Origin of the sequence: Bacteroides clarus YIT 12056 (assembly GCF_900129655.1) — a bacterium.
GTDB classification, from domain to species: domain Bacteria; phylum Bacteroidota; class Bacteroidia; order Bacteroidales; family Bacteroidaceae; genus Bacteroides; species Bacteroides clarus.
Genome location: NZ_FQWK01000015.1, coordinates 1 through 4,401, shown reverse-complemented (window position 1 = coordinate 4,401; position 4,401 = coordinate 1). Strand labels below are relative to the sequence as shown.

Genomic DNA, 4,401 nt, shown 5'->3' with positions numbered 1-4,401 from the left:
TTCTTTTTCCGACAGTAAATCAACCACTTATCCGTAAAAAATCAATGACTTGTTATAAAGCATAACTTGTTTATATGCTTATCAGCTTTTTTTTTTAACTAAAAATTATGCTGAAATCCAATAACTTACACAATCTATTTAACACATTACTACGACTTTTTGAATGCTATTTAACACATTACTACGACTTTTTGAATGTTATTTTCCCTTCCAAATACGACTTTTTGAATGTTATTTTGCATCATCTACGATTTTCATTTGCACAAGTCGTAATTACTTATTATATTTGCGCAACATACTAATAATCAATAAAGGATGAAGAAAATCATAGTTCATTTTAAGAAAGAAGAATTTGAAAGGGTTAAAAACGCAATTTCTATCCTCGCAAAATTTTCTGAAATATACGCTCCTCACATAGATAAAGCCAACAGTATTTTATCCTTTCGTGTAGATGATGAAAACGAAACAACAGAAGAACAACAGTGTAACAGTCGTCAATAAAGACCAAATACAAAGCTATATTATGACGACAGCCAAGTATGACTTTTCCGTTTATGAGAAGCGCATACTTTATAGAATTGTAGAAATGGCTCAAGGTGAACTCCAAGGAGTTAGATTTGCAACTGATTGTAAAAAAATAGAACACACACTTTTTGATACCGTTCACATCACAATGCCTATTGCTTCATTGCTAAATGGAGAAAGTGATGAAAACTACACACGTGTAAAACAAGCACTGTTATCTCTACAAAAGAAAATCTTTACCTATGAGGATGAAAAAGAATGGATAAGCATTTCTATTATTGCATTGCCAAAGATAAAGAAGCGTTCATCTGTTGTATCATTCCAAATAGACTCACACATATGGGACTGCTGCTTAGATTTTTCAAAAGGGTTTCGCAAATACGAATTAGCCACTGCGATGAAGTTTAAGAGTGTATATTCTATGCGGTTCTACGAACTTTTAAGCGGTCAGAAAACAAAACTAATCTATCCACTTGAACAGCTCAAAGAAATGTTTAAAGTACAAGATAAATACGCAAAGACAAACGATTTTGTCCGGAAAGTAATTGAACCTGCAAAAAATGAGCTGGACGAACTAAGTCCTTATACATTCGAATGGTCCGCAAACAAGGAAGGGAAAAAAATTGTAAGTTTCAACTTCTATCCAATATTCAAGCCAGAGCATCGTGATGCAGAGCTATACAAAAAAGAGCTACAAAAGCAAACCGGGCTTTCATGGGATTTAGGTAGGCAAGTGATAAGTTACTTAAAAACATCTTTGGAGTTCTCCGATAAAGAAATCAAAAACAACCGGGATTTATTTGTAACAGCACAAATGGAACTTCCAGACATCATGACAGAACTCGCCATACTTAGAGGAAAATCAAGGACAAAAACAAATCCAAAAGGGTGGATTATAAATGCCCTTAAAGGGAAAATCAAGGATAAGTGACAAGATTACCCCGGCTGAAATATACCGGGGTAATCTTGTCAAATCAGAGGAACGATTTCCATTTCTACACCAAGCTCTTTCATCTGCCGCTGTATTTCCTCGCTGCTTAGTTTCTCTTTCGCCAGTACAAGCCCATGAAAGGCGTCCCAGCCTGCCGGCTTCGAAACGATACTACCGTTTAGGACGGCATGGGTGATTTCGCCGCCGGACTTCGCACCCTTGTTCAGTATGAAGAAGAACCGGGGTTCTTCGTGTTCCGCTGTTCCCATAATTCGTAAAGTTAGATGTTTATTTATTCCCCTTTTGTTCCCTTGCCTGCTCTTGGTAGTATTCATAATACTGCTTGTAGTTGTCCCGGTCTTTGGCTGCATCCGTCCAAAGATAGCACATGAAACAAGCGAACAATAGGGAGATAACAGCACAAAGGATTGAGTAGAACGAAATTCGTTTGTCCACATAACCGCCGTTTTTCATTCTATACCCCTGCCGTTCAAAGTCCGCCAATACGTTTTTTAGGCGATTTTCGGCACTTTCAAGGCTTTTCCCGTCTATTTGTACCTTTCGGGCTGTTGCGTCCTCTATGCGCTTCGTATAGACTTCAACACGCTTTAGTTCTTGATACACCAGTTCTACCGCAAGCTGCGGGTTTACCCTTGGCGTTGTGTCTTTTCTTTTCCGGGGGCTGTACTGTCCCTGCTTAACGTTGGAAGCTGCCGCTTCCGGGTGTGAGTTTGTTTCCATGAGATATGTTCATTGAGTTGCACTTCAGTTTGCTTTGTGTCCGCTCGATATGGGCGAGAGTGTAGCCTTTCCCTATCTCGCTTGCCTTATACTCCGTACCGCTTCGGGCTGTGACATAGTAGCCGTTAAGTTTCCCGGTGCTTGCCCTGGCTTCCCGGACTTTAAAACCTCTCTTACCAAGTTCTTCCTTGAATTTGGTAAAGTCAAAGCCCTGCATCTTCTTCAATACGCCGTCCATGGCTTCCTTGATTTCCGCTTTGTTGACTTTGCCAATGTCCTGCGACTGTACAAAGTTCCGTTCCTTGGCTATGGCATTGGCGGCTTCCGTTGCCTTTTTCCCTATCCAGTTGTCCCGGTACAGTTCCCCGGAAAGGGAAACCCGGTTTGCCAGTATGTGCAGGTGGGCTTGCTCTTTCTTGCTCTCCGTACCGCTGTGCCGGATGATGATGTACTGGTGGTTCGCCAACCCCATGCGCTGCATGAAGTCGTTACCAAGTTCCGCCCAGTCCGCATCCGTAAAGGTGGCGCTTTCCTCTATCGAGGGGCTGACCTCGAAACGTAGGCAGTTGTTTTTTACGTTCGGAAAATCAATGTGATACGGTTTCATTTCCTGCACCATTTCCGCACCAGTACACCCATAAAGTTCATGCCGGGCTATCTCGGTGGCTACTGCCTGCCCGTTTATCTCTTTGGCGAGGTCGTACTCCAATGCCGCCACACCATGTGATATGCTTTTCCCTTTCCCTATCATCGTGAGAGTATTTTTTTGAGCTCTGTAATTAGTGCCCGGTTCTCCTCGAACACTTCCCGGTACTGGCGACCACCGAAGTAGTTGTTCAGCCGTTGGAGCGTTCCTTTCAACTGGGCTATGTCCCGGAGAAGCTGCCGTTCCTCCTCGGTGTACCTCTCCCTTGGGCGCCCCCCAAGGGACAAACTCCGGCAGTATTCCGATACGCTTAGACTGCACCGGGCTGCCTGCTCCGCAAGTGCGTCCTTTTCAAGTTCGGTACATCGGAATGTAATCTTTTCGTTCCGTCTTAGTTCCATGCCACAAAGGTAATCTTAAAATCTTTTTGAGCAAAGCGAGAAAAGCAAGAATTGTCCGACAAGGACACTTCTTGCTATATATACACATGCCGCATGGGAATACATCCACGCCAACCGCCCGGCAAAAAGCCCAGGCATGTTAGAAAATCCCCCACAGCCTAACAATTTCTACCCAAGGGGATTACACGCCGCAGAAGTCATCCGGGAACATGTCTTTCAGTTCGTCCAAATCAATGGCTTCTTCTTCGGACACCTCCACCCATTCAACGTTTTCTTTCCCTCTTATCGCACATGAGTACATCTCGGCGGCGGCAAGGTTAGAGAACACCTCGTGCATAGGCTCGCCGTTCTCTAACCAGTAAACACAATATTCGACCATAACAGTTTTATCATTTATCGTTGTAATGCCCCTCTACCTCCAAAATGTAGACCTCTACCACTTCCTCGTAAATGTCATAGATTATCCGGTCATGGGCGGTAATGTGTCGAGACCATGTAATATCCCCACCGCCCCTTAACGCTTCGGGATGCCCAAGCCCAGTCTTAGGGTGCTCTAACAATTCTTTGTAGATTTTCTTATACTTCTTGAACAAATTGGGGTTTGATTTCTTCCATTTGGCAATCACCTTATCCACCCCGTCGGAAACCCTAATTGTGTACATCATAGACTGTCGAAATAAGCATCAATATCCTCACTGCTTTTGAGGGTAACACACTTTCCGGATTTGATTTCTTCCCTTGCCTTGTCAATCCTTGCTTGCAGTTCCGGGGTTATCATCAAATCTTCACGACCAACTTTTACCAAAGCGTAAATCTCGTTTTTCCTGCGAATTAGTACCTGCTCGCCATTGTCAGCTTTGGTGAAAGACGCTGCGAGGTTGTTACGGTATTCTCTTACTGATAATGCTTCCATATCTGTTTGCTTTTAAATTCAGTACAAAGATAGCTATATTTCAATAAAATACAAACTTTTTGCACACAAATGTGTACACGCCATAAAAAGCCGTTCACAGTCCTACCGCCCGTTGGTTGGTTTTGCTTTGCTTTTTTCCCCTATTGTTTTTCTTTTTCCGACAGTAAATCAACCACTTATCCGTAAAAAATCAATGACTTGTTATAAAGCATAACTTGTTTATATGCTTATCAGCTTTTTTTTT

Annotated in this window: 9 protein-coding genes; 2 read left to right on the top strand and 7 right to left on the bottom strand. The window is 42.6% G+C overall.

Annotation, left to right across the window (positions count from 1 at the left end):
- Window positions 1–315 precede the first annotated feature (315 nt).
- Window positions 316–501 (top strand): hypothetical protein, encoded by a 186-nt coding sequence (locus tag BUB52_RS15435; protein WP_007560600.1) that lies wholly within the window; start codon window positions 316–318, stop codon window positions 499–501.
- Window positions 452–1,456, top strand: coding sequence for a replication initiation protein (locus BUB52_RS15430; RefSeq protein ID WP_007755890.1), 1,005 nt, complete (start codon window positions 452–454; stop codon window positions 1,454–1,456). Before BUB52_RS15435 ends, BUB52_RS15430 begins: the two co-directional genes overlap by 50 nt.
- A gap of 38 nt (window positions 1,457–1,494) precedes the next feature.
- Here the strand turns inward: BUB52_RS15430 and BUB52_RS15425 are convergent, their stop codons facing one another.
- The 7 genes from BUB52_RS15425 to BUB52_RS15395 all read right to left on the bottom strand — a co-directional run bounded on the left by BUB52_RS15425 (window position 1,495) and on the right by BUB52_RS15395 (window position 4,157).
- Window positions 1,495–1,725 (bottom strand): hypothetical protein, encoded by a 231-nt coding sequence (locus tag BUB52_RS15425; protein WP_007560596.1) that lies wholly within the window; start codon window positions 1,723–1,725, stop codon window positions 1,495–1,497.
- Between the two features lie 19 nt (window positions 1,726–1,744).
- The gene (gene mbpC / locus BUB52_RS15420; RefSeq protein WP_004295511.1) at window positions 1,745–2,197 is read right to left on the bottom strand and encodes a mobilization protein MbpC; all 453 of its coding nucleotides are present in this window, start codon (window positions 2,195–2,197) and stop codon (window positions 1,745–1,747) included.
- Complete coding sequence (gene mbpB, locus BUB52_RS15415) at window positions 2,154–2,948, bottom strand: mobilization protein MbpB (RefSeq protein ID WP_007560590.1); 795 nt, start codon at window positions 2,946–2,948, stop codon at window positions 2,154–2,156. Before mbpB ends, mbpC begins: the two co-directional genes overlap by 44 nt.
- A complete protein-coding gene (mbpA, locus tag BUB52_RS15975) occupies window positions 2,945–3,244 on the bottom strand; it encodes a mobilization protein MbpA (RefSeq protein WP_004327437.1) in 300 nt (99 codons plus the stop codon). Before mbpA ends, mbpB begins: the two co-directional genes overlap by 4 nt.
- A 181-nt stretch (window positions 3,245–3,425) precedes the next feature.
- A complete protein-coding gene (locus BUB52_RS15405) occupies window positions 3,426–3,623 on the bottom strand; it encodes a hypothetical protein (RefSeq protein ID WP_007209655.1) in 198 nt (65 codons plus the stop codon).
- Window positions 3,624–3,633: 10 nt separating this feature from the next.
- Window positions 3,634–3,909 (bottom strand): type II toxin-antitoxin system YoeB family toxin, encoded by a 276-nt coding sequence (locus tag BUB52_RS15400; protein WP_004327436.1) that lies wholly within the window; start codon window positions 3,907–3,909, stop codon window positions 3,634–3,636.
- A complete protein-coding gene (locus tag BUB52_RS15395) occupies window positions 3,906–4,157 on the bottom strand; it encodes a hypothetical protein (RefSeq protein WP_004295507.1) in 252 nt (83 codons plus the stop codon). Before BUB52_RS15395 ends, BUB52_RS15400 begins: the two co-directional genes overlap by 4 nt.
- Window positions 4,158–4,401: the final 244 nt, after the last annotated feature.